Source organism: Rhodoferax sp. PAMC 29310, assembly GCF_017948265.1.
Taxonomy (GTDB): domain Bacteria; phylum Pseudomonadota; class Gammaproteobacteria; order Burkholderiales; family Burkholderiaceae_C; genus Rhodoferax.
The window spans coordinates 3,009,838-3,027,358 of sequence record NZ_CP072852.1; the positions used below are offsets into that span (position 1 = coordinate 3,009,838).

Genomic DNA, 17,521 nt, shown 5'->3' on the forward strand with positions numbered 1-17,521 from the left:
CGCAAGTATTAGCCAACCGAAGTGCAGGACTAGCAAGTAGGGAGCTGTGAACCACCCGTCAACGTAGTCACGCAACCGCGGGATCCAAAAACCGGACCACTCTAAGCATGCGGGCGGACTGCGCCAGGGATCCACTTCGCAGCCCAGCCAAGAGAGAGCAACTCTTGCAGTTTCCGTTGCAACAAGCGGCGTGCCCAGTAGCACGCAGAAAGCTATCAAGCTCGCAAGGCAAGCCTTCGTTAAACGCAGCGCCCACGATAAGCGGAGGAGCGCCGACGCAAATCTTCGAGGGGCGATAACGGCGCCCGTAGGTATTCTGGTGGTTTGCGGTAGCAAACGTAAAGGATGAGCCCAATCGATACTAGGATGGCGGGCCAAAACTGAACTAGGAAAATAAACGGTATGTCCAGCAACTGATCGACCCGATAGAACGCGGCAAAACGCCCGCCCACGAGGTCTACGATGGGTCCGCAATCAACCCCTCCTTGACAACCTAAGATCGCAAGTACCGAATCCGCGATCGTCGGCCCTAGCAACATCATTGCCGTGCATGTGACGATCAGCGCCAACGCTAAACGGCGGGCAATTGTTGCGTTGCGTGCAGCGTAAGAAACAGCGCTTTCGGTCGAATGAGATGGTGTATGAGCCGGAATGAGTATGCGTTTTCGGATGCGGATGCACTATTCTAGGAGTCTGGGCGGCAGAAGGGATTGTCCCGATGCTGATTTTTGAAGTGTGAGATTCAATAGGGGCATGAGTGCAAGCTACATCCCCTATCACCCAGAACAGCAACAACTCTTGCCCCGCGCCTTGCAAGACTGGCTACCCCAAGGCCATCTGGTCTACTTCATCAACGACACCGTCGACAGCCTGAACTTGAGTGGGTTTCATCTTCGCTACGAAGCAGGGGGCCCGCGCAATCAGCCGTTTCACCCGGCCATGATGGTCAAGGTTTTGGTCTATGCATACGCTACCGGCGTATTCAGTTCACGCAAGATCGCCAGAAAGCTGTTTGAGGACGTGGCCTTTCGCGTGCTCGGCGCTGACAACTTCCCCGCCCACCGCACGATACGGGCTTTTCGCGCCCTGCACTTGAGCGAGTTCACTGACCTGTTTGTCCAAGTCGTACTCCTGGCGCGCGAAATGGGCTTGGTCAAACTGGGCACCATCGCCGTGGATGGCACCAAGATCAAGGCCAATGCCAGCCGCCACAAGGCGATGAGCTATGGGCGCATGCAAACCACAGAGATCGACCTCAACGCCCAAATTGCAGTCTTGCTGCAAAAGGCGGCCAACACCGATGAGGCCGAGAAGAACGAACCCGACCTTGACATCCCCGCTGAGCTTGAACGCCGGCAAACTCGGCTGGCAGCCATTGTTGCAGCCAAAGCCCGCCTTGAAGAGCGCCGGCGTCAAAGCGACACCCAGCGTGGGCGCAGCCCCAGCGACGAACGCCAACCCAAAGACAAAGACGGCAAGCCCAAGGGTGGCAAACCATATCAGCGTGACTTTGGTGTGCCTGCGGCCAAAGCCCAGGAAAGCTTTACCGACCCCGAATCACGCATCATGAAGCGTGCCGGTGGTGGCTTTGATTACAGCTATAACGCCCAAACCGCAGTCGATGAGAGCGCGCACATCATCGTGGCCGCCGAAGTGGTCAACACCAGCTCGGATGTGCAGCAATTGCCCATGGTGTTGGCGGCCGTCAAGACGCACACGGGAGTACAAGCGCAGCAGGTGCTGGCCGATGCGGGCTACCGCAGTGAGGCGGTGATGGCAGAGTTGGCAAAAACGCAGCCACAGACCGAATTGGTGATCGCGTTGGGGCGCGAGGGCAAAGTATTGGCCAAGCCCCGCGATGCCAAGCGCTACCCGCACTCGGTAGCGATGGCGGCCAAGTTCGACACCGAACAAGGCAAGCTTGACTACCGCAAGCGCAAGTGGATTGCAGAGCCGCCCAACGGCTGGATTAAAAACGTTCTGGGGTTTCGCCAGTTCAGCATGCGGGGGTTAGAAAAGGTGAAAGCCGAGTTCAAGCTCGTTTGTCTGGCGCTCAATCTTCGCCGAATGGGGGCGATGCAGGCGAGTTGAGTGAGAAAGCGCACCAAAACCACAAACGGGGCGATCCTGAGCCTGCTTGAACCGGGCTTGGCCGATAAAGACGATGGCGTTGACGAACATGTTCACCATCGGCCAGACCGCATTGAGCGGCCTATGAACCAATTCGCCCTCGTTTAAAGCCTTCTGCCGCCCAGACTCCTAGGGAACTTCCGAAGGGGCTCGCCCATGACACCATGGAGCCCGTTTTCCCCAAAACTGGACCACGCCCCCGACTGACCGCTTCCGCCTTCATTGCAGTCGCTCAAAGGCGTGCACCTCAAACTTCATCGTGCAGCCTGTGCCATTGCTCGCCATGCCCCACGACGCCCAGCCCCGGGCCCCGGTTACTTGTAAAGTTGCTCTCCCCCATTGAGATCGGTCACGCAAAAGCGTCGGCCAAATACGGGAGTTCGGCTCCCCTTTCCGCCCCGGCGGGGGTGAAAGAGGTTGGGGGATAGCGGGGAATGAACAAGGCCGTGGCAAGCCGTACGCTCACTCACAAGCCCCAAACAATTACATAGGTTTTAGCCCGCTAGCGCACGCAGAAAAAGCGCAAGTCGCTATCAATATAGAAGCAGTATTTCCAGGCAATGCCAGCCAGAGAAAACCTCAAATCAGCTTCGAGAACTTGGCTGTCGACTGCGCCAAGTGTTTGTCAAACACCATGCCCACCGCCCGCACAAACATGCGGCCCTTCGGCGTGACGTGGATGCTGTGGGCGTCCACGGTGATCAGGCCGGCGTCTTCGTAGGTTTTCAGCTGGCTCAGCTCGTCGGCAAAGTAGCTCACAAAGTCAATGCCGTGGGCGACGTTGACGGCGGCAAAGTCGACCGGGCCGCTGCACATCAATTCCATGATGACTTGGCGGCGCAACACGTCGTCAGCGGTCAGGGCAAAGCCTTTTTCCACGGGCAGGCGGCCCGCGTCCAGGTGCTCGTAATAGGCTTTGACGGTGCGCACCGACTGGCTGTAAGAGTGGCCCACTTTGCCTATGGCGGAGACGCCAAAACCGATCAAATCACAGTCAGCCCGCGTGGTGTAGCCCTGAAAGTTGCGGTGCAAGGTTTTGTCCAGCCGGGCTTTGTTGAGCTCGTCTTCGGGTTTGGAGAAATGGTCCAGCCCGATGTAGATGTAGCCGGCCTCCAGCAGGCGGCGCACGGACATCAAAAAGATTTGCAGGCGCAGCTCGGCGCTGGGCAAATCGGCTTCGATGATGAGGCGCTGGGCTTTGAAGCGGCTGGGCAGATGGGCGTAGTTGTACAGCGCAATGCGCTCGGGCGAGAGCTCAATCACGCGGTCTAGCGTGCGGTTGAAACTTTCCAGCGACTGTTTGGGCAGGCCGTAAATCAGGTCAGCGTTGATGGACTCAAACCCGGCCTGGCGGCTGGCGGTGACGGCTTCTTCGACCATCTCGTAAGGCTGAATGCGGTTGACCGATTGCTGCACGGCGGCGTCAAAGTCTTGCACGCCAAAGCTGGTTCGGTTAAAGCCCAACTCACCGAGCATGGCCATGGTGCCGTCGCTGACGGTGCGGGGGTCAATCTCGATGCCCAACTCGGCATCCGGCAAGAAATTGAAGTGAGTGCGCAGCAAGGCCATGAGCTGGCGCAGCTCGTCCGGGGTCAAAAACGTGGGGGTACCGCCGCCAAAGTGTAGCTGCGCGGTGCGCCGGTCCGGCCCAATGCGGGCGGCCACCAGCTCAATTTCTTTGGCCAGGTAGCGCAGGTACTCGGTGGTGCGGCTGTGGTCTTGGGTGATGATTTTGTTGCAGGCGCAAAAGTAGCACAGCGACTCGCAAAACGGCACGTGGATGTAGATCGAGAGCGGCGGATTTTTGTTGGCGTCCGCGGTGCGCTGCTCCAGGTAATTGAAGTAGTCGGCCTCGGTGAACTCGCCGTGAAAACGGTCGGCGGTGGGGTAAGAGGTGTAGCGAGGACTCAGCTTGTCGTAACGGCGGATTAACGCTTCAGAAAACTCGATGTCGGGGAGCTGTTGCATGGGATGGGTGCCTGTGTCAGAGCTTGTTGGAAGGGGCTGAAGGCAACGCCTCGCGCCCAGCCTTGTGTGGGTGTTATTTTCAAACAGATAAACCGCGCCCACCTTGACTCAAGTCAAGTGAAACGCGCTGGACGATCACGTGTTGCGTGGCGGGTGAATCCAGATCGAAATACGATTAAATTCAAATAAAGATGTATTTTATTTGCCTCTTTAATGTAAGAAGTATTTAGATGCATCTATTGCAGTTCAAGGCCGTTTCCGGTGTGACCTGCGATTCGTTTCAACTCCTCTGAAAGGTCATCCACCATGCACGCCACGCGCAAACTCTGGACCTGGCTCGCCACTATCTGTGTGCTGTCATTTGCAGTCCTGGGTTGGGTCGGCTCAGAGATTTATCTCAAAGCGCCGCCCATTCCCAAACAAGTCATCAGTACCGAGGGCAAAGTCCTCTTCTTCGAGGGTCAGGTGCAGCACGGGCAAGAGTCCTGGTTGTCCGCTGGCGGCCAGCAGCTGGGCTCGGTCTGGGGCCACGGCAGCTATGTGGCACCCGATTGGTCGGCCGACTGGTTGCACCGCGAAGCCCTGGCGCTGCGTGCCATTTGGGCCGAGCGCGATCACGGCCAGGCCTTTGAGACTTTGAGCGTCGGCCAGCAAGCCGAGCTGAACGGCCGCCTCAAAGCCGAGATGCGCCACAACAGCTATGACGCCGCCACGAACACCATCACGCTGTCACCCGACCGGGCTGAAGCGGTGGCCAGCGTGGTGGACCACTATGTGAAGTTGTTTGGCACCGACCCCGGCATGGACGCCCTGCGCGAGCAATACGCCATGAGCGCCGGCACCCTGCCCGACCCGGCGGACCTGCAGTCTTTGCCCGCATTTATTTTCTGGTCGTCTTGGTCTGCGACCACCGATCGTCCTGGTGAGACGGACCTGAGCTACACCAGCAACTGGCCGCATGAGCCGCTGGTGGGCAACACCCCCACGGTGGGCGCCGGCATGTGGTCGATTGCCAGCATCATCTTCATGATTGCCGCCATTGCGGGCATGATTTTTGTGCACTCCACTGCCAAAGAAGAGGGCGACCCCGCGCCGCCCAAGAACGACCCGCTGTTTGACCTGAAGCCCACGCCCTCGATGCGGGCCACCCAAAAGTACTTTTTTGTGGTGATTGGCTTGATCCTGGCCCAGGTGGGCATGCGCGTGGTCACCGCCCACTACGCGGTCGAAGGCCAGAGTTTCTTTGGCTTCCCGCTGGCGCAAATTTTGCCGTTCACGGTGAGCCGCACCATTCACACCCAGTTTGCCGTGTTGTGGATTGCCACCGCGTGGCTGGCCACGGGCTTGTACATTGCACCCGCCATCTCGGGCCATGAGCCCAAGTACCAAAAGCTGGGCGTGAACCTTTTGTTCTACGCCTTGTTGTTCATCGTGGTTGGCTCCACCGCCACCGGTTGGCTGGGCACCTTGCAACACCTGGGCAACGACTACAGCTTCTGGATTGGCAACCAAGGCCTTGAATTCACCAGCATGGGCCGGGTCTGGCAAGTGCTGCTGTTTGTGGGCTTGTTGTTCTGGGTCACGCTGTTGGGCCGGGCCTTGATGCCTGCCCTGAAAAGACCGTCAGAGAGTCGCGGCCTGATCACCATGGTGTTTCTGGCGGCCCTGTGTATTGGCGGCTTCTACGCCAGCTCACTGGTCTGGGGCCAAAAGACGCACTACGCCATGATCGAGTACTGGCGCTGGTGGTTGGTGCACCTCTGGGTGGAAGGCTTCTTTGAGGTGTTTGCCACGGCAGTCATTGCGCTGCTGTTCACCCGCCTGGGCCTGATCCGCGCGGCCACGGCCAACAGCGCCATCGTGCTGGAGACCATTGTGTTTTTATTCGGCGGCATTCTGGGCACCTTGCACCACCTGTATTTCACCGGCACCCCCACTTTTGTGATCGCGATTGGCGCCATGTTCTCCGCACTTGAAGTGGTGCCTCTGGCATTGATTGGTGTGGAGGCGTTTCGCAACTACCAGCGCTCCAAGGCGGCGCCCTGGGTTCAGAGCTACAAATGGCCCATTCTGTGTTTCATTGCCGTGGGTTTCTGGAACGTGGTGGGCGCAGGCTTGCTGGGCTTCACCATCAACACCCCGATTGCGCTGTACTACATGCAGGGTCTGAACATGACGGCGGCACACGGCCACGCGGCGCTGTTTGGCGTGTACGGCATGCTGGGCATTGGCCTCTTGTTGTTCTGCGTGCGTGGCCTGTCTGACCGGTCCGCCTGGTCTGACAAGCTCCTGCAACCGATGTTCTGGTCACTCAACATTGGCCTGGCCATGATGGTGTTCTTCTCATTGGTGCCAGCCGGTATCTACCAAGCCTGGGCCAGCATCACCAAAGGCATGTGGTTTGCCCGCTCACCTGAGGTGATTCATTCGCACTTCATGGAAACGCTGGTGTGGATGCGGGTGCCCGGTGACGTGGTGTTTGCCATGGGTTGCGTCTTCCTGGCCCTGTTTGCCTTGCGCTTGTTGACTGGCGCCAAGGAGCAACCGACTCCCCGCGTGCCATTGGCCGCCACCAAGCGCGCTTAAACCCGCTCGGTGAACCTCAAAATCCGGACGTCAGGGGAAATCCAGGCGTCCGGATTTTTTTGTCCCGGGCATTTTGGCCTGTGCCTTGGCCACGTCCCAAAACGCCCGCGCCAAGGGTGACAGCTTGCCCACCTCCAGGCAGGCCAGCCCCACGGTGCGCGGCTGGGTGGGCGACAGGGACCGGTAGACGACGCCCTCATGCTCGTCAGGCAGGGCCAAACGAGCTGCCACGGAGACAGCCAGTCCGCGACGCACAAATTCCAGAATCGAGACAATTTGGGTGAAGTGGTACAGCACGTTCGGGCGCGCGTCATGGCGCTGCAGAAGCGGCAGGATGACCGGGCCACCGCCCGCCTCAGACAACACAAAGTCCAGCCCGTCGATGGCGTTAATGGGCAGTGCCGGCAAGGCGGCCAGCGGGTGGCCGACCGGCAAGATGACCACAAACTCGTCCTGAACCAGAGGCAACACCTCAAAGCGCTCATCGGGCACGATGACATAGCCAATTTCGACCCGTTTTTGCAGCAACCACTGGTCAATGACCTCGTCGCTCTCTTCTTCAATACGTACCTGCACGGCGGGGTGGCTTTGCTTGAAGGCCGCCAGGCACGGCGGCAACAGGTGCATGGTGGAGGTGGGTCCAAACGAGCCAATGCGCAGCGTGCCGGTCTTGAGCTGGCGGGCGTCGCCCAACTCCTGGGTCATGGTGGCGGCCAGCGCCGTCATCTCGCGTGCGCGCAGCAACAAGCGCTCGCCGGCGTCGGTCATGCTCGCCCCGGCGGCGTTGCGCAGCACCAGCTTCACGGCAAACTGCCCCTCCAGCGCCCGCAGCGCGTGGCTGACGGCGGACTGGGTGGTTCCTAATCGCATGGCGGCCCGAGAAAAGCTGCGGCATTCATCCAGGGCGATCAGAACTTCGAGTTGGCTCAGGGTCATGATGAAGGTTTACTCATTTGAGCGTGAGTGTATTTCTAACTATTCTCATCCAACAACGGAATTCCCCGCCCATTTCTCACTGTTTCACCATGACCCCTGCCAACGCGTCCCTCGCCCTGCCCGCCGCCCTACCGACCAACAGCCTCATGGGTATTTACCTGCGACTGAGTTGCGTGCCCATCATTTGGGGTGGCACCTTCATTGCCGGACGCATCGTGGCGGGCCACCTGCCGCCCGCGACGGCGGCCAGCATCCGGTATGTGTTTGCTACGCTGGCCTTGCTGGTGGCGTTGCAACTGTCACAAGGTCTGCGCGCGATGTTCCAGATCACCCGGCGCCAACTGCTGGGCACCATGGCGCTGGGCGCGACCGGCATCTTTGCGTACAACCTGTTCTTTTTTAACGCGTTGGCGCTCATGCCGGCCGGGCGCGCCTCGCTGATCGTGGCCCTCAACCCGGCGGTCACGCTGATGGTGGCCGCTGCGCTGATGGGTGAGCGGCTGTCCACCACGCGCTGGCTGGGCGTGGGCCTGGCGCTGGTGGGCGTTTGGGTGGTGGTGACCCGAGGGGACTTGTCGCAGTTGACGCAATCAATCGGGCGCGGCGAGTTGGCCATGTTTGGCGCGGTGTGCGCCTGGGCCGCCTACACGCTGCTGGGGCGCCGCCTGCTGCAAGGCTTGTCGCCACTGCTGGCCACGCTGTGGGCCTGCATCTGGGGCATGCTGTTTTTGATGGGCGTGGCCGTGCGTGAGCTGCCCACGCTGCAAGCGTCTGCCTTCACGGCGGAGGTGTGGCTCAGCTTGGCTTTTCTGGGCTTCATGGGCACGGCGCTGGCCTTTGTCTGGTACTACGAAGGCATTCGCCAACTGGGTGCGGCGCGCACGGTGGTGTTCAACAACCTGGTGCCGGTGTTTGCAGTGCTGATCAGCTGGCTGGTGCTGAGCGAGCCGGTGAACCCCAGCCTGATCGCCGGCGGCGCCATGGCCTTGGGCGGCGTGTTTCTGGTCAACCGCGTGCGTTAAACAGGGCTTGGCCGGTTGGGGTTGGTCTATGCTGCGCCTTGGCGTTCGGCCAGTTTTAACTTCCACATCCCATGACCATCGAGATATCCAAAGAGGCACAGACCCAGGCCATCCAATCCATAGAGCGCTACTTTTGCGAACACATGGACGAGCCCATTGGCAACATGGCGGCCGGGGGCTTGCTGGGTTTCTTTCTGGAAGAGCTGGGGCCGTTGGTGTACAACAAGGCGGTGTCCGACGTGCAAGACCGATTGCAGGCGCGCATCATGGAAGTGGACATTAAAGTCCATGAAGGCGAGCTTCAGTACTGGCACAAGCCCGGGCGCCAGCGCAAAGCCCGGTGACTCCAGTCAACCCAGCCAAGGCGGAACATCAAAATTGATAGCTACTCCCGAAGGCATGACGGGGGATAGAGTCCAATTTAACTTGGCAAAACCATGTACACCCCAAACACTTCAGCGAACCCGACACCGCCACCTTGCACGCGCTGAGGCAGGCTCAGCCGCTGGGCACATTGCGCGGCCATGTGGCGCGGGCCGATTCTGGGTCTGCGGGCAATGTATTTCCTGTTGGCCGCTGTGGCCAACAAGTTTCACCTGCTCAACTACGGGCTGGCGGTGATCCTGGTGTTTATTGGACCCAAGATGTGCCTGATCGACATTTACAAGATCCCGGTAGCCGTGTCGTTGGGCGTCGTAGTTGGCATTTTGTCGTTGACAATGCTACTGAGCGTGCGCAGTTCCAAAGCTTGGCCGAAGGCTTGCGCGATTTCTAAAGGGCTGGTTGCAACAATCGTTGCACCAGCGGGTGCTGCACCTTCTTTTCAGTTCCAATCGCGAAAAATTGCTCAGCAACCCCCTCGCACGGACCCAGGCGCCGCACCGCGTAATGCGACAGCAGATCGTCGTGCACCCATTCGGCGGCGGGAAATATTCCCATGCCGCTCGCCCCAAAGGTCTTGAGCAAGGCGCTGTCCTCAAACTCCCCCACTATGCGTGGGCGGATCGCACGTTGCTCAAACCATTGGTCCAGGCGGTCGCGCACCGCAGTGTGCGCCGTCGGTAGTAACACGGGCACATCGGCAAGGCTTTGCGGAAAATCTTTGCTCGCCGCCTCCACCAAACTCGGCGTGCCATACCAGCCAATGGTGGACGAGCCCATGTTGTGGTTATAGAGCTTGATATTGGGATTCACCGGTGCAGGCCGGTCTGACATCACGACATCCAGCCGGTGCAGCGCCAAGTCGCCCAGCAGGTCATCCAATTCGCCCTCATGGCACAGCATGCGCAAATGCGGCTCCGTGATCACGGGCAGCAACAGCCGGTGAACCACCAGTTTGGGCAGGCCGTCACAGATGCCAACCGCCAGACGCACCGTTGGTGCGCTCACGGCGTCACGCACACGCATCGGCAGACTCTCGCCGAGCTGGAAAATCAGGTCCGCCTGCTGCATAGCGGCCAATCCGGCCTCGGTCAGCACCAGGCCGCGTCCGGCCGGTTTGAGCAAGGCGTATCCCAGCGAACGCTCCAGTTCACGCACTTGGGCACTGACCGTTTGTACCGCCATGTCCAACTTTTCTGCAGCCCGCGAAATTCCGCCTTCTTTGGCAACCACCCAAAAGTAATACAGATGCTTGTAATTGAACGGCTGGGACATATTCAGGTTTTTAGGGAATATCGATTCGAAATTATCTGCTTTTTATGAATCAAACATGCCCCTATCGTCTGCACATCTTTCAACGACAGGAGAAACGCCATGAGAGTTGTTTTTGAATCCCGCGATGTCGACGGCGCGCAGATGCGCGACTTGTCTTTGGAGCGGGTGCGCTTCGCTCTGCGTCGCCTGACAACATTTGTGCCTAATGCAAAGGTGCAGTTCTCAGACGTCAACGGCCCTCGGGGCGGCGTAGACAAACGCTGCCAGCTTGAGCTGAAAACCGACACCGCCGGCACCGTAGTTATTGCCTCTCTCGCGCGGGACTGGCGAACCGCACTCGACCGTTCGCTGATCCGTGCCACCCGGGTTTTGACCCGCAGCCTGCAACGCACCCACAAACCCACACGCGGACGCGTTGCAAAACCTGCACTCGACACCGGGAGCGGCAACGCACTTTGATCCCACACAACGTCCATTCAACCCTTTCTGTTTTCCAATGAATAACCTCATCGCCCTGGATATCAAGTTTGGCGCGCTGGCACTGGCCATTTTCTATGCCACATGGCACGACTACAGGGCTGACAACCGGCGAGATGCCAAATTACTGACGGCCGTTGGCTCACTCGCCCTGGTCGGAACTGCAGTGGCATGGGCCCAATAGCCCTGTCCCAGCCTGCACAACCCGCAAAACATACCTACCCATTCCACGAAGGATCCAAATGAAATGCCCTAGCTGCCCTGACACAACCCTTGTGATGACGGACCGACAAGGTGTTGAAATCGACTATTGCCCCGCATGCCGCGGCATCTGGCTTGACCGCGGAGAACTCGACAAACTGTTGGACCGTGCGTCCACTGTTGCCACACCGGGCGCTGCGGTTTCTGCGCCAGCGGCCAAGAACAACTACCGACCCGACTTTGAAGACTCTGACTACCGCACGGGGCACGGGTACAAAAGAGAGCGCAAGAAATCCTGGTTGAACGAGATTTTTGACTGAACGTGAGGGCCTTGGTCGGGCTGGCGCCCACGGTGTGGGGACCCGCGTTGTCGGCGCGATAAACGGCGCGTTCGGTGCCAACAGCAATTCGTCGTTGACGGACCTCTCCCGAAACTCCGCTGTATTGGCCCTCTAAAGCCATTCGCTCCACGGGACCATGCGTTGGACATCAATGATCAACAGGTAACTGCTGGCACCAGTTGGCCGCGGTGTTGCGCGAACTGAAAGACGTCACCGGAGTTGCCCCATGTTGACCCTACTGGCTTTCTTCGGCCTGCTGTTTGCGGGCCTGCCGATCATGGGCGCCATCCTGGTCAGTGCGCAAACTTTGCCGCCTATCCTGGCGAAATTTGACCAACGTCATGCCCATGACCATCAGTCGCGTGATCGATTCCGGCGCCACGGCCCTCTCGCACTCGTGGGCTGATGCCGGCCGGGCGCGCCGCGCTGATGGGCAAGCGGCTGTCCACCACGCGCTGGCTGGGCGTGGGGCTGGCGCTGGTGGGCGTTTGGGTGGTGATGGCCCGAGGGGACTTGTCGCAGTTAACGCCGTCGGCCGGGTGGGTTTGATCTATGCTGCGCCTTGGCATTCGGCCAGTTTTAACTTCCACACCCCATGACCATCGAGATCTCCAAAGAGGAACAGACCCAGGCGATTCAATCCATTAAGCGCTACTTTCGCGAACACATGGACGAGCCCATTGGCAACATGGCGGCCGGGGGCTTGCTGGGTTTCTTTCTGGAAGAGTTGGGTCCGTTGGTGTACAACAAGGCGGTGTCCGACGTGCAAGACCGGCTTCAGGCGCGCATCACGGAAGTGGACATTGAGGTCCATGAAGACGAGTTTCAGTACTGGCACAAGCCCGGGCGCCAGCGCAAAGCCAAGTGATTTCAGCTTAACCAGTCGGAAATTACATCAAAATTGATAGCTGCTTCCGAAGGTATGACGCGAGCCAGAGGCCAATTTACCTTGGAAAAACTATGTACACCCCCAAACACTTCAATGAGCCTGACACCGCCACCTTGCATGCGCTGATGCGGGCGCAGCCGCTGGCCACACTCGTCACCCTGGCCAGCAGCGGACTGGACGCCAACCACCTGCCACTGCACCTCAGCACCGAGCCTCAGCCGCTGGGCACCTTGCGCGGCCATGTGGCGCGGGCCAACCCGCTGTGGAAAGATCTCTCGCCCGAGCTGGAGGTGTTGGCGGTGTTTCACGGGGTGCAGGCCTATGTGTCGCCCAACTGGTACCCCACCAAGGCCGAACATGGCAAGGCCGTACCCACCTGGAACTACGCCGTGGTTCACGCCCACGGCACGCTGAAGGTGATTGAAGACGCCAGCTGGCTGCGCGCCCACTTGAACGCCCTCACCGCCCACAACGAGGCCAGTCAGGCCCAGCCCTGGAAGCCGTCCGATGCGCCCGCGGACTACCTGGAGAAGATGATGTCGGCCATCATCGGCATCGAGATCACCATCACCCGCCTGTCGGGCAAATTCAAACTGAGCCAAAACCAGCCCGAATCCAACCAGATGGGTGCCTTGCACGGCCTGCGCGAAACTGGCCACCCCCCATCGCTGGCCATGGCGGCGTTGATGGAGCAGGTGTTGGGGACTGGCAAACAATCATCTTGACCGGGGTGTAAGAAACCGGGGCGGTGCGCGACTCATGCTGAGTCGCCCTGGCAACGCCAGGGGTTTCTCAACCCACCCCAAAGGATGACCATGAACATATTGCGGGGCCTTGCGGCCCTCACCCTCGCCGCCACCGTGACAGCCGCTAGCGCCGCCGACGGCCTGATTGCCCTCAAAAGCCCGGTAGACGCCAAGACCACCATGGACCGGGTCGAAGCCCAGGCTAAGCAACGCGGACTCAACATTTTTGCCCGCATCGACCACGCCGCTGGGGCCGCCAAAATTGGCAAAACCCTGCGCCCGACCGAGGTGTTGATCTTTGGCAACCCGCAGGGCGGCACGCCTTTCATGGAGTGCGCACAAACTATGGGCATTGACCTGCCTTTGAAAGCCCTGGTCTGGGAAGACGCGGCCGGCCAGGTGTGGCTGGGCTACAACGACCCCGCCTACCTGGCCCAACGCCACACCGTACCCGAGTGCGCCGTGGCCGGCAACATTGCCAAGGCACTGGCGGGTATTGCCCAAGCAGCGACTGCGCCTTAACCTCATTCGGGCGTGACATGACCCGGGCCGGTCAACCCCGTCACCGCCGGTTTGACTGCCCACTCCTCAAAATTCATAGCGCCCTGCGCAGGCTGGATGGGCGCTGAGGGTTAGTTCGTCTTGCAAAAAACGCCCAAATCCCGGCACAATGCGCCACCTTGCCGGGCGGGTCAGCGGACCTGCCTCCCCCCATTGGCTGCGTTCACCCGTGGCGTTCTGTTGTCTCATGAACACTTTTCAAATTAACTTTGGCAAGCCGCTTGCCACCATGGTCCTGGCTGCGGGCTTTTGCATGGCCAGCCTAGGCATCCATGCCGCGCCCCTGCTGCGCTGCGACGTGACCTATGCGGGCAGCACCCACCTCGTTGAGGCCCGCGCGGTGGCCGACCCCTACCCCGTGGCCTCGGTGGACATTGCGGGGCGGTTTCGATTCAAGGCCGTGATGGTCGGGCAAGGCGCCCAGGTTGATTACATCAAGCTTTATACCTATTTGGAGACGGCCCGGCAGCCGGTGCTCATTCAACAAGCCACGTATCGCCCGCCCTTTATGGTGACGAGCGTGCCTGACGGGTTGACTGGCGAGCAGCGGGTGTACGGTGGACCCAAAGAGCGTGAACTGATCTACCGCTGCAAGCTGCAAGAGGTGACCCCATGAGACGCGTCCTACAACGTTCATTGATTGCGCTGGCCCTTGCAGCGGCGCCCTGGATGGCACATGCGAGTGGCTCTACTGTGAGCCTGGTGTTTGCGGGGGACGTGGTGCTGGACGATGCCCCTGGCGCCCTGATTGCAGCAGGTGGAGACCCTTTTGCCGGTTTTGCCTCGCTCTTTAAAAGCGCTGACTTGCGCATTGCCAACCTCGAATGCGTGGTGGCCACCACCGGGACGGCGGCAGGCAAAAACTTCACCTTTCGCGCCCATCCCCGCACGCTGCCGGTGTTGAAGCGGCACTTTGACGCCGTCTCGGTGGCCAACAACCACACCGGCGACTTTGGCCGCGAGGCGTTTGCTGAAATGCTGGGTCTGCTCAAGCAGCAAAACCTCCCCCAATTTGGCGGCGGCCACAACCTGGCCCAGGCCCATACGCCGCTGATTCTGGAACGCAAAGGCGTGCGCATTGCTCTGCTGGGCTACAACGAATTCATGCCACGCAGCTTTGAGGCCGACGCCAACGCCCCCGGCAGCGCCTGGAGCGAAGACGAGCAAGTTGTGGCCGACATCAAAAAAGCGCGCACGCACTACGGCGCCGATGTGGTCATTCCCGTGATGCACTGGGGTTGGGAAAACGAACTGACGGCCAATGACCGCCAGCGCCAACTCGCCCGCACCATGGTCGATGCTGGCGCGGACGCGGTGATTGGCGGCCACCCGCACGTCACCCAGGACATTGAGCACTACCTTGGCAAGCCCATCATCTACAGCGTGGGCAACTTTGTCATGAAGGAAACCGACAACGACAACCAGCGCATTGGCTGGGTGCTGCGCCTGCAGCTAGACAAGCTTGGCGTGACCGCCTTTGACACCCACGTCGCCCGCATCAACATGGACGGCATTCCCCGGCGCGACCTCAAAACCCCCAGTCCGTGCTGGACGCGGGGACAGAGCAACGTGGAGCAGTGCGCACCTGTCCTGCCAAAGGCGGCCGCGCAGAAGCCATAGCAACCCGGGCGCCGTTCACACGCCCCACATCAACCAGCCCCACACAATACCCAAGGTGGCCAGTGTCCCTGGCAGGCCGATGCGGGCGTGGGCTTTCCAGTCGACGGCGGGCCTCGCCACCGGCGTCGCCCTCGCCCACCAGGTAACGCACCACAAATGCACGGTCAGCGGCATCAGCCACCAGCGGCGCCAAAAGGCGATCCAGATGGGCTTCACCCACAAAGTCCAGCACCTTGGATGCCGCCATACCGCCCCGCCACCAGGATGGGGCCACTAGCGCGGTGTTTGGGGAAGCAATGGACGTGGACGGTGGGGCACTGGCGGGGTTTCCCGTGGCAAAAGCCGAGATTTCTGTAAATGACGTTTTTTAGTATGTCCGAGCTGTTTTTTGCCAGCCAATTGACCTCCAATGTCGCAAAGTGAGGCGTCGCTTGACTTGACTCAAGGCTTGTTTCGCGGTAACTTAAACAAGGAATGCCTGCCATTGCATCGGTTCTTGGGGGGTATTTGCGCGAGTGAGCCCCTATTTCAAAAGAACAGCAAGCAAATCAACAATAGGAACAAACGACATGAACTTTTCCGCCTTTATCGACACGCTACAGGCCAATCTGGGGAACCACCTGTTTCCCCTTTTGGGCGCGGTCGCCATTCTGCTCATTGGCTGGTTTATTGCCGTCGGACTTCGCGCCTTGGTGCGCCAGGGCCTGCACAGCTTGGGCATGAACAGCCGCTTCACCAGCCTCACGGACCAGAAAATTGATCTGGAAAACGCACTGGCCTTTGCCGTGTTTGCCGTGGTGCTTTTGCTCACCTTGGTCGGCGTGCTCAATACGCTGAATCTGAGCATTCTGTCGAGCCCGTTCAGCGCGGTGACCACGCAACTCTTTGACTTTGCGCCGCGCCTGTTTGCCGGCCTTATTCTGGGTGTCGTGGCGCTACTGGTGGCCTCCATTGGCCGCGCAGGCGTCAACAAGGCGCTGGACTCCACCAAGCTGGACGAGAAACTGTCCGCTCATGCCGGCATGAGCCCCATGAGTGTTGGCTTGGGCCATGCGGTGTTCTGGATCATCATCCTGCTGTTTTTGCCCTCAATCCTCAGCGCGCTGAAGATGGAAGGCCTGTTGGAGCCCCTGCGCGACATGTCAGCCAAGGTGCTGGACATGCTGCCTAATATTCTGGCCGCCGTGGTGATTGGTGGTGTGGGCTGGATCATCGCCCAGGTGTTGCGCAATATCTCGGTCAATTTGCTGCGCGCCGCCGGCGCTGACAAGGTCGGCAACGACGCAGGTATGTCCGACAAAGTTCAGATTTCCAGCCTGGTGGGCACGTTGGTGTTTGTGGTGGTCTTTTTGCCCGCCCTGATCGCGGCGCTGGACGCACTCAAGGTCCAGGCGATTTCCGGCCCCGCCATTGGCATGCTGGATGTGATGATGCAGTCGGTGCCCAAGGTCGTCGCGGCTGGTTTGATTTTGGTGGTGACATGGTTGGTGGCCACCTTTGCGAGCCGCTTGCTGACCGGCTTGTTGGCCGGTGCTGGTTTTGACGGCTTGCCCGCCCGCTTGGGCATGGCCCAATCGTTTGAGAAGACTTCTGCTTCGGTTTTGGTGGGACGCATCGCCATGTTTTTTGCCATGCTGTTTGCCAGCGTGGAAGCCGCTGACCAGCTCAACTTCCACAAAGTGAGTGACGTGGTCACAACCTTCATCAACTTCGGTGGTGAAGTGCTGCTGGGCTCAGCCATCTTCGTGATCGGCTTCATGATCGCCAATGTGGCCTACAACGCCATCGACCGCGCCAGCGGCGACAGCAGCAAGGGCTTGGCCCGCATCGCCCGCTACGCCATTCTGGCGTTGGTGGTCGCGATGGGCCTGCGCGCAATGGGCATTGCCGACGACATCGTCAACCTCGCCTTTGGCCTGACACTGGGCGCCATTGCCATTGCTGTGGCACTGTCCTTTGGACTGGGCGGACGCGAAGCCGCCGGCAAGCTGATGAGCCACTGGCTGAGCAAATTCCACAAGGAGTAAGCGGCCCCAAAGGGGTGCATGTTAAATTGCGCCCCACTCATTCAATGAAACGTCGCCGATGGGTAGCCCCTTCGGTGACGTTTCTGCTTTAAAAGGACAAAACTGTGCATCACAAGCAATCCGGCTTTATCAATGGCGGCGTCATCACCCTCTTGATCGGCGGCCTGGCCATTGGTGGCTTGCTGCTTTATGGCTCTGTGACCGGGCAGGAACTGCCGGTATGGCCTGCCGTTGTGGTGGGCATCGTGAATCTGGTTGCGGCCGGCAAAGTATTCATGGACGTCAAGAAAACCAAGAAGCTGCGCCAGGACGAACTGGCCGCCAAGGGCCAAACGCCTCAAGCCAAACATTGAATACCGCG

Annotated in this window: 20 protein-coding genes and 1 pseudogene; 16 read left to right on the top strand and 5 right to left on the bottom strand. The window is 59.8% G+C overall.

The window, feature by feature from the left end:
* The first annotated feature begins 753 nt into the window (after window positions 1-753).
* Complete coding sequence (locus tag J8G15_RS14005; RefSeq protein ID WP_210542774.1) at window positions 754-2,091, top strand: IS1182 family transposase; 1,338 nt, start codon at window positions 754-756, stop codon at window positions 2,089-2,091.
* A gap of 618 nt (window positions 2,092-2,709) precedes the next feature.
* Here J8G15_RS14005 and hemN read toward each other — a convergent pair.
* On the bottom strand, window positions 2,710-4,098 hold the full coding sequence (gene hemN, locus J8G15_RS14010) for an oxygen-independent coproporphyrinogen III oxidase (RefSeq protein ID WP_210542776.1): 1,389 nt from the start codon (window positions 4,096-4,098) through the stop codon (window positions 2,710-2,712).
* A 306-nt stretch (window positions 4,099-4,404) separates the two neighbouring features.
* On the opposite strand from hemN, the gene J8G15_RS14015 reads away from it, so the two are divergent.
* Entirely contained in the window at window positions 4,405-6,684 is a 2,280-nt protein-coding gene (locus J8G15_RS14015) for a nitric-oxide reductase large subunit (protein WP_210542777.1), read from the top strand.
* 30 nt (window positions 6,685-6,714) lie between these two features.
* Here the strand turns inward: J8G15_RS14015 and J8G15_RS14020 are convergent, their stop codons facing one another.
* On the bottom strand, window positions 6,715-7,620 hold the full coding sequence (locus tag J8G15_RS14020) for a LysR family transcriptional regulator (protein WP_210542779.1): 906 nt from the start codon (window positions 7,618-7,620) through the stop codon (window positions 6,715-6,717).
* Window positions 7,621-7,709: 89 nt separating this feature from the next.
* Between J8G15_RS14020 and J8G15_RS14025 the strand changes: the two genes are divergently transcribed.
* The 3 genes and pseudogenes from J8G15_RS14025 to J8G15_RS21610 form a co-directional block, all read left to right on the top strand.
* The gene (locus J8G15_RS14025) at window positions 7,710-8,642 is read left to right on the top strand and encodes a DMT family transporter (protein WP_210542781.1); all 933 of its coding nucleotides are present in this window, start codon (window positions 7,710-7,712) and stop codon (window positions 8,640-8,642) included.
* A gap of 71 nt (window positions 8,643-8,713) precedes the next feature.
* Window positions 8,714-8,986: a DUF2164 domain-containing protein gene (locus J8G15_RS14030; protein ID WP_210542783.1), complete on the top strand. Its 273-nt coding sequence runs from the start codon at window positions 8,714-8,716 to the stop codon at window positions 8,984-8,986.
* 195 nt (window positions 8,987-9,181) lie between these two features.
* Window positions 9,182-9,388 (top strand): annotated as a pseudogene (locus J8G15_RS21610) (hypothetical protein); the annotation flags it as partial.
* Between the two features lie 25 nt (window positions 9,389-9,413).
* Here the strand turns inward: J8G15_RS21610 and J8G15_RS14035 are convergent.
* Window positions 9,414-10,298, bottom strand: a complete 885-nt coding sequence (locus tag J8G15_RS14035; RefSeq protein WP_210542785.1) for a LysR family transcriptional regulator — start codon at window positions 10,296-10,298, stop codon at window positions 9,414-9,416.
* Window positions 10,299-10,397: 99 nt separating this feature from the next.
* Between J8G15_RS14035 and J8G15_RS14040 the strand changes: the two genes are divergently transcribed.
* The 7 genes from J8G15_RS14040 to J8G15_RS14075 all read left to right on the top strand — a co-directional run bounded on the left by J8G15_RS14040 (window position 10,398) and on the right by J8G15_RS14075 (window position 13,474).
* The gene (locus tag J8G15_RS14040; RefSeq protein WP_210542787.1) at window positions 10,398-10,757 is read left to right on the top strand and encodes an HPF/RaiA family ribosome-associated protein; all 360 of its coding nucleotides are present in this window, start codon (window positions 10,398-10,400) and stop codon (window positions 10,755-10,757) included.
* Window positions 10,758-10,794: 37 nt separating this feature from the next.
* The gene (locus tag J8G15_RS14045) at window positions 10,795-10,959 is read left to right on the top strand and encodes a hypothetical protein (RefSeq protein ID WP_210542789.1); all 165 of its coding nucleotides are present in this window, start codon (window positions 10,795-10,797) and stop codon (window positions 10,957-10,959) included.
* 58 nt (window positions 10,960-11,017) lie between these two features.
* Window positions 11,018-11,296, top strand: coding sequence for a zf-TFIIB domain-containing protein (locus J8G15_RS14050; protein ID WP_210542791.1), 279 nt, complete (start codon window positions 11,018-11,020; stop codon window positions 11,294-11,296).
* 247 nt (window positions 11,297-11,543) lie between these two features.
* Window positions 11,544-11,723, top strand: a complete 180-nt coding sequence (locus tag J8G15_RS14055; protein ID WP_210542792.1) for a hypothetical protein — start codon at window positions 11,544-11,546, stop codon at window positions 11,721-11,723.
* Between the two features lie 189 nt (window positions 11,724-11,912).
* Window positions 11,913-12,185: a DUF2164 domain-containing protein gene (locus J8G15_RS14065; RefSeq protein ID WP_210542794.1), complete on the top strand. Its 273-nt coding sequence runs from the start codon at window positions 11,913-11,915 to the stop codon at window positions 12,183-12,185.
* Between the two features lie 92 nt (window positions 12,186-12,277).
* Window positions 12,278-12,931 (top strand): FMN-binding negative transcriptional regulator, encoded by a 654-nt coding sequence (locus J8G15_RS14070; protein ID WP_210542795.1) that lies wholly within the window; start codon window positions 12,278-12,280, stop codon window positions 12,929-12,931.
* A gap of 90 nt (window positions 12,932-13,021) precedes the next feature.
* Entirely contained in the window at window positions 13,022-13,474 is a 453-nt protein-coding gene (locus J8G15_RS14075) for a DUF302 domain-containing protein (protein WP_240538296.1), read from the top strand.
* Between the two features lie 66 nt (window positions 13,475-13,540).
* On the opposite strand, the gene J8G15_RS14080 is transcribed toward J8G15_RS14075, so the two are convergent.
* Entirely contained in the window at window positions 13,541-13,702 is a 162-nt protein-coding gene (locus tag J8G15_RS14080) for a hypothetical protein (protein ID WP_210542799.1), read from the bottom strand.
* Here J8G15_RS14080 and J8G15_RS14085 point away from each other — a divergent pair.
* Complete coding sequence (locus tag J8G15_RS14085; RefSeq protein WP_240538298.1) at window positions 13,701-14,129, top strand: hypothetical protein; 429 nt, start codon at window positions 13,701-13,703, stop codon at window positions 14,127-14,129. The genes J8G15_RS14080 and J8G15_RS14085 overlap by 2 nt on opposite strands.
* Entirely contained in the window at window positions 14,126-15,133 is a 1,008-nt protein-coding gene (locus tag J8G15_RS14090; RefSeq protein WP_210542801.1) for a CapA family protein, read from the top strand. The genes J8G15_RS14085 and J8G15_RS14090 overlap by 4 nt, the downstream gene beginning before the upstream one ends.
* Window positions 15,134-15,148: 15 nt before the next feature.
* Here J8G15_RS14090 and J8G15_RS14095 read toward each other — a convergent pair whose 3' ends face one another.
* Window positions 15,149-15,349, bottom strand: coding sequence for a hypothetical protein (locus tag J8G15_RS14095; protein ID WP_210542803.1), 201 nt, complete (start codon window positions 15,347-15,349; stop codon window positions 15,149-15,151).
* 353 nt (window positions 15,350-15,702) lie between these two features.
* Between J8G15_RS14095 and J8G15_RS14100 the strand changes: the two genes are divergently transcribed.
* Window positions 15,703-17,160: a mechanosensitive ion channel gene (locus J8G15_RS14100; RefSeq protein ID WP_210542804.1), complete on the top strand. Its 1,458-nt coding sequence runs from the start codon at window positions 15,703-15,705 to the stop codon at window positions 17,158-17,160.
* A 104-nt stretch (window positions 17,161-17,264) separates the two neighbouring features.
* Window positions 17,265-17,513: a hypothetical protein gene (locus J8G15_RS14105; protein ID WP_210542805.1), complete on the top strand. Its 249-nt coding sequence runs from the start codon at window positions 17,265-17,267 to the stop codon at window positions 17,511-17,513.
* Window positions 17,514-17,521 lie beyond the last annotated feature (8 nt).

Bases quoted from the DNA above. Each gene is read 5' to 3' on its own strand.
- J8G15_RS14005 (WP_210542774.1), top strand. From the start codon at position 754: ATGAGTGCAAGCTACATCCCCTATCACCCAGAACAGCAACAACTCTTG.
- hemN (WP_210542776.1), bottom strand. From the start codon at position 4,098: ATGCAACAGCTCCCCGACATCGAGTTTTCTGAAGCGTTAATCCGCCGT.
- J8G15_RS14015 (WP_210542777.1), top strand. From the start codon at position 4,405: ATGCACGCCACGCGCAAACTCTGGACCTGGCTCGCCACTATCTGTGTG.
- J8G15_RS14020 (WP_210542779.1), bottom strand. From the start codon at position 7,620: ATGACCCTGAGCCAACTCGAAGTTCTGATCGCCCTGGATGAATGCCGC.
- J8G15_RS14025 (WP_210542781.1), top strand. From the start codon at position 7,710: ATGACCCCTGCCAACGCGTCCCTCGCCCTGCCCGCCGCCCTACCGACC.
- J8G15_RS14030 (WP_210542783.1), top strand. From the start codon at position 8,714: ATGACCATCGAGATATCCAAAGAGGCACAGACCCAGGCCATCCAATCC.
- J8G15_RS14035 (WP_210542785.1), bottom strand. From the start codon at position 10,298: ATGTCCCAGCCGTTCAATTACAAGCATCTGTATTACTTTTGGGTGGTT.
- J8G15_RS14040 (WP_210542787.1), top strand. From the start codon at position 10,398: ATGAGAGTTGTTTTTGAATCCCGCGATGTCGACGGCGCGCAGATGCGC.
- J8G15_RS14045 (WP_210542789.1), top strand. From the start codon at position 10,795: ATGAATAACCTCATCGCCCTGGATATCAAGTTTGGCGCGCTGGCACTG.
- J8G15_RS14050 (WP_210542791.1), top strand. From the start codon at position 11,018: ATGAAATGCCCTAGCTGCCCTGACACAACCCTTGTGATGACGGACCGA.
- J8G15_RS14055 (WP_210542792.1), top strand. From the start codon at position 11,544: ATGTTGACCCTACTGGCTTTCTTCGGCCTGCTGTTTGCGGGCCTGCCG.
- J8G15_RS14065 (WP_210542794.1), top strand. From the start codon at position 11,913: ATGACCATCGAGATCTCCAAAGAGGAACAGACCCAGGCGATTCAATCC.
- J8G15_RS14070 (WP_210542795.1), top strand. From the start codon at position 12,278: ATGTACACCCCCAAACACTTCAATGAGCCTGACACCGCCACCTTGCAT.
- J8G15_RS14075 (WP_240538296.1), top strand. From the start codon at position 13,022: ATGAACATATTGCGGGGCCTTGCGGCCCTCACCCTCGCCGCCACCGTG.
- J8G15_RS14085 (WP_240538298.1), top strand. From the start codon at position 13,701: ATGAACACTTTTCAAATTAACTTTGGCAAGCCGCTTGCCACCATGGTC.
- J8G15_RS14080 (WP_210542799.1), bottom strand. From the start codon at position 13,702: ATGAGACAACAGAACGCCACGGGTGAACGCAGCCAATGGGGGGAGGCA.
- J8G15_RS14090 (WP_210542801.1), top strand. From the start codon at position 14,126: ATGAGACGCGTCCTACAACGTTCATTGATTGCGCTGGCCCTTGCAGCG.
- J8G15_RS14100 (WP_210542804.1), top strand. From the start codon at position 15,703: ATGAACTTTTCCGCCTTTATCGACACGCTACAGGCCAATCTGGGGAAC.